The following is a 3,891-nucleotide window of genomic DNA, read 5'->3' as shown; positions in this document are numbered from 1 at the left end:
GACAAAGGGGTATTCACATCAGGAGCCGTATGAGATGAAAGTCTCAAGAACGGTTTTGAAGTGGAGTCGGGGAAGGTGACTTCCCTTTCGACCATAACAGCCACCCCCAGTTTTGGGAATCACAAACCCAGGATTGAAGCGGGGAACGGAAGGCGCAAAGTAGAACCTACCACCAKAGGCGACCACTGCCAACCATCCATGATTAGGGAAACCGAATGTCCGGCTTGAACCATCGTAATGAGTAAGTAGCGAAATAGGTTGACACGCTGCGCTCAAAAGAGCAAGGGGAAAGAGTAGGAGGATTCTTTTACTTACCTACACAGACCTTTAAAAAGTACCCCGGTGGATAGGACGAATCTAAAGATGGAATGCCCATATAAACGGAACGTTTTAAGTCCTCTTAGACTCTGATTATCTGGTCGAGATATCAGTAGGAATAAGTGTAACCGCAAGTCTTAGAGGATGTGAGATGTGACCAGAAGCCAACGCCCTACTGTAATGGTAGGGATATGCTAACAGGTCACGGTTTGATTGTAAGAATAGAGTCTAGTAGGTGTACAAATGGCGATAGCGAGTTTAAAGAAAGGATTAACCAATCAAGACTACGAGCAACGCATGGAGGACAATCCCGTGGACCAAGGTTCAACGGAAAGTTTTCAAGCTCCAAAAGAGTATATTCCAAGCAGCTAAATCGGGACAAAATGCAAAGGTAAGAAGGTGGCAACGTCTATTGGTGAAATCATATTATGCCCGGCTCTTAGCAGTGCGGCTGTAGGGGCGGGTTCCACGGTCAGCCATGCTTCCCAACAGTCAGCTTAATAAACCCGCCCCCCNAAGCGGGTCAAGGCAGGAAAACAGCCGGTGTTGATGGAGTAAGAGTAATCTCTCCAAGACAAAGGTTTGAACTGGTCAAGAACATTAAAGGAAATCTCAAAGCAAAACCACTGCGACGGGTTTGGATTCCAAAACCTGGTAGGGATGAAAAAAGCTGGAATAGGAATACCCACAATCCAAGATAGAGCAAGGCAAGCCTTGGTTAAGTCGGCTCTCGAACCTGAATGGGAATCGAGATTTGAAGGAACTAGCTATGGGTTCAGACCAGGCAGGTCAGCCCAAGATGCAATAAGCAGGATTTACAATGCCATTAAGATTGGACAATACTATGTCCTTGATGCAGATATAGCGAAATGTTTCGACCGAATAAACCATGATTACCTACTGTCCAAAATTGATTGTCCAAGCAGCCTAAAAAGAGACATGAAACAATGGCTCAAAGCGGGAGTGCTAGATAATGGTGTATTCGAGGATACAGAAACAGGGACACCCCAGGGAGGGGTAATTAGTCCAATACTCGCCAACATCGCACTGTTGGGGATGAGTAGGTTAATAGGAAAAATGTATCCAAATAATACCAACAGCAAACCATTTGCCACGGTCATACGATATGCCGATGATTTTGTAGTCATATCCAAAGACTTAGGAATCATTGAACAGTGCAAAACTGCTATTTATGAATGGCTAAAGCCTGTTGGATTAGAGATGAAACCTGAAAAAACTCGAGTCTGCCACACACTCAAATCTATTGAGTATAATGGCAAAGCAGAAAAACCCGGATTTGATTTCTTAGGATTCAATATTAGGCAATACCCAGTAGGAAAATACAAAACTGTAAAAACAGGGGGACATAAGAGCCGATTAATCGGACATAAAACTCTCATAAAACCCAGCCAAAAAGCAGTTACCCACACTGAAGTGATTAATGGTGTAATTAAACAACATAAAAATGCGCCCCAGGCAGCCCTGATTAGTAGACTAAACCCAATCATAAGAGGATGGGCAAACTATTATTCAGCGGTAGTCTCAAAAGAGACCTTCACTAAGCTAGACAATATAATCTGGCAAATGTTACGGGCATGGACAGGATCAAGATGCGGAAAGGCAAGTTACGAAAAGCTAAGTAATTATTTCAGACATGGAACAATTAAACTTAGCAATGGGAAAGAAAGACACGAAAATTGGCTGTTCCAAACCAAAGATGGGTTACATCTGTTCAATCACAATTGGACTCCAATTATCAGACATACCCTAATACGCCCTGACGCAACACTTTATGACGGAAATTGGACTTACTGGGCAACCAGAAAAGGACAAGCAATCGACACGCCAACTAGGGTAGCAAAACTACTCAAAAAACCAAAAGGTAGATGTACCTGGTGTGGGCAATTCTTTACTCCATCAGACTTAATTGAAGTAGACCACATTGTACCTAGAAGCCAAGGTGGAAAGGATGAATACAAAAATATTCAATTATTACATCGCCATTGTCACGATGATAAAACAGCTCTTGATAAAGAGACAATGCTGTGCTCATAACAAAGAGACAGTCAGACTAGGAGCCGTATGAGGTGAAAGTCTCAAGTACGGTTTTGAATGGGAGGGGATGGAGGTGACTCCATTCTCGACCCCTTCTCGTTTACTGGCTGAAGAAATGGAATCACGAGCCGAAATTTCACCTTTAGAACCCGGTAAAACCTATGATTTGCCTACTCCATATAATACTTTTGGGGCTGGGGCGATTCTCATGCAGGCAATAGATTCCAGTGAGGAGGTTTGATGACCATGAGATTTCGCTACTCAACCACTGATTCATCCCAAAACGAATTTGAGAGTCTGCCACGAATCCCCATTATTTGGCGGCGAGAAAGTCATAGGATTGAAGCCGTGGGATTAGTTGACAGTGGTGCAACTATCAATGTCATGCAATATAATATGGGGCTACAACTAGGGGCTATTTGGGCAGACAACAAATCCATGATTCAACTAACTGGTAACTTAGGGAGCCAACCAGCACTACCTTTGTTGGCAATGGCTCAAATCGGCGATATTGCACCGATTCAGTTAGCGTTTGCCTGGACCAAAAATATTAATACACCTCTAATTCTAGGACAGACAAACTTTTTGATGGAATTTGATCTGTGTTTCTACCGTTCCCAGATGGAATTCGAGGTGAAACCTAAATCTCTGTAAGAAACCCGGTTTCTGCGACAGTTTCACCTACAAATCAGAGATTTTGCTACCAACTCTGTTTCTCAAATTTTATGTTAAAATATCCTTTTTTTTAAATACTAGAGGCAAATTATCGCTGGTCATCTTCTAAGATTTGTCAAGCAAGTTCAGCCATTTCATTTGGCGCGAGCCGCATAAATTAACACTCCAGCATCAACAAAAGTTCGGATCATGATTAGCCTGCATATCCTCCACACCGTTCCACTTTTTCTTGTTCGATTTCTTCTGGCGTTAACAAGGGGATGCCCGATTCTATAATTTCTTGGCGGATTTTTCTTAACTTTGCTCCAAGCGGAGAACTGGGTTTAGTCGGTTTAAGCCTTTGATGAATAAAGTCAATAAAAGCGAGAACTTGTTGCTGTTGTTCAGGGTCTAAACGCTGCCATTTTTCTCATAAATTTTGGGTAGTCATTTGGCTTTATTCCTGATTTTAGGCTCTGATTAATTGTAGTATAGCCTGACTTGCGATCGCCACCTCAAAACCCTAAAACGCGCCCCACCTCCTCCCCCACAGTGCCATCCTCTTTAGCGGCGAATTTTCACCCCGACAAAACCCACCCCAAAAGCGATCGCTTCGGCGTTGACCTAGGAGAGTACGATTTCTCACCTCAGAACCCCTAAAAGCGCCGTTAAAAGGCTTTCCGCCGAATCAAGGGAATCTGATATAGGCGATCGCTTCGGCGTTGACCTGGGAAAATCGAAACTTGGTTAGGGGAGCATGATTTAATCTCAAATTAGGTTAATATTTTAGGGCAATATGGTATAATAAGCGAGAAGTGCGAGACGTTTAGGAGTCAAATAAGGCTGCAATGCCTGAAATAACCT

3 protein-coding genes and 2 pseudogenes are annotated in these 3,891 nt (G+C 43.2%); all 5 read left to right on the top strand.

The genetic code is table 11. The annotated features are described in order from the left end of the window. Positions 1 to 561 precede the first annotated feature (561 nt). The 5 genes and pseudogenes from B9T16_RS26560 to B9T16_RS26540 all read left to right on the top strand — a co-directional run bounded on the left by B9T16_RS26560 (position 562) and on the right by B9T16_RS26540 (position 3,027). Positions 562 to 775, top strand: a pseudogene (locus tag B9T16_RS26560) (reverse transcriptase N-terminal domain-containing protein). 21 nt (positions 776 to 796) lie between these two features. Continuing rightward, positions 797 to 1,019: pseudogene (locus tag B9T16_RS26555) on the top strand (HNH endonuclease). After that, complete coding sequence (locus B9T16_RS26550) at positions 979 to 2,373, top strand: group II intron reverse transcriptase (RefSeq protein ID WP_410246161.1); 1,395 nt, start codon at positions 979 to 981, stop codon at positions 2,371 to 2,373. Before B9T16_RS26555 ends, B9T16_RS26550 begins: the two are co-directional and overlap by 41 nt. A gap of 73 nt (positions 2,374 to 2,446) precedes the next feature. Then, the gene (locus B9T16_RS26545; RefSeq protein WP_006615937.1) at positions 2,447 to 2,614 is read left to right on the top strand and encodes a hypothetical protein; all 168 of its coding nucleotides are present in this window, start codon (positions 2,447 to 2,449) and stop codon (positions 2,612 to 2,614) included. A 5-nt stretch (positions 2,615 to 2,619) separates the two neighbouring features. Continuing rightward, positions 2,620 to 3,027, top strand: a complete 408-nt coding sequence (locus B9T16_RS26540) for a hypothetical protein (protein ID WP_410246160.1) — start codon at positions 2,620 to 2,622, stop codon at positions 3,025 to 3,027. Positions 3,028 to 3,891 lie beyond the last annotated feature (864 nt).

The organism is Arthrospira sp. PCC 8006 (genome assembly GCF_046480465.1).
In the GTDB taxonomy this organism is placed as follows: Bacteria; Cyanobacteriota; Cyanobacteriia; order Cyanobacteriales; family Microcoleaceae; genus Limnospira; species Limnospira platensis.
Note: the sequence above shows the minus strand (reverse complement) of the source record. Positions and strands in the feature narration are given on the sequence as shown.

Excerpts from the sequence above, each read along its gene's own strand:
- B9T16_RS26550 (WP_410246161.1), top strand. The coding sequence starts at position 979 with ATGAAAAAAGCTGGAATAGGAATACCCACAATCCAAGATAGAGCAAGG.
- B9T16_RS26540 (WP_410246160.1), top strand. The coding sequence starts at position 2,620 with ATGAGATTTCGCTACTCAACCACTGATTCATCCCAAAACGAATTTGAG.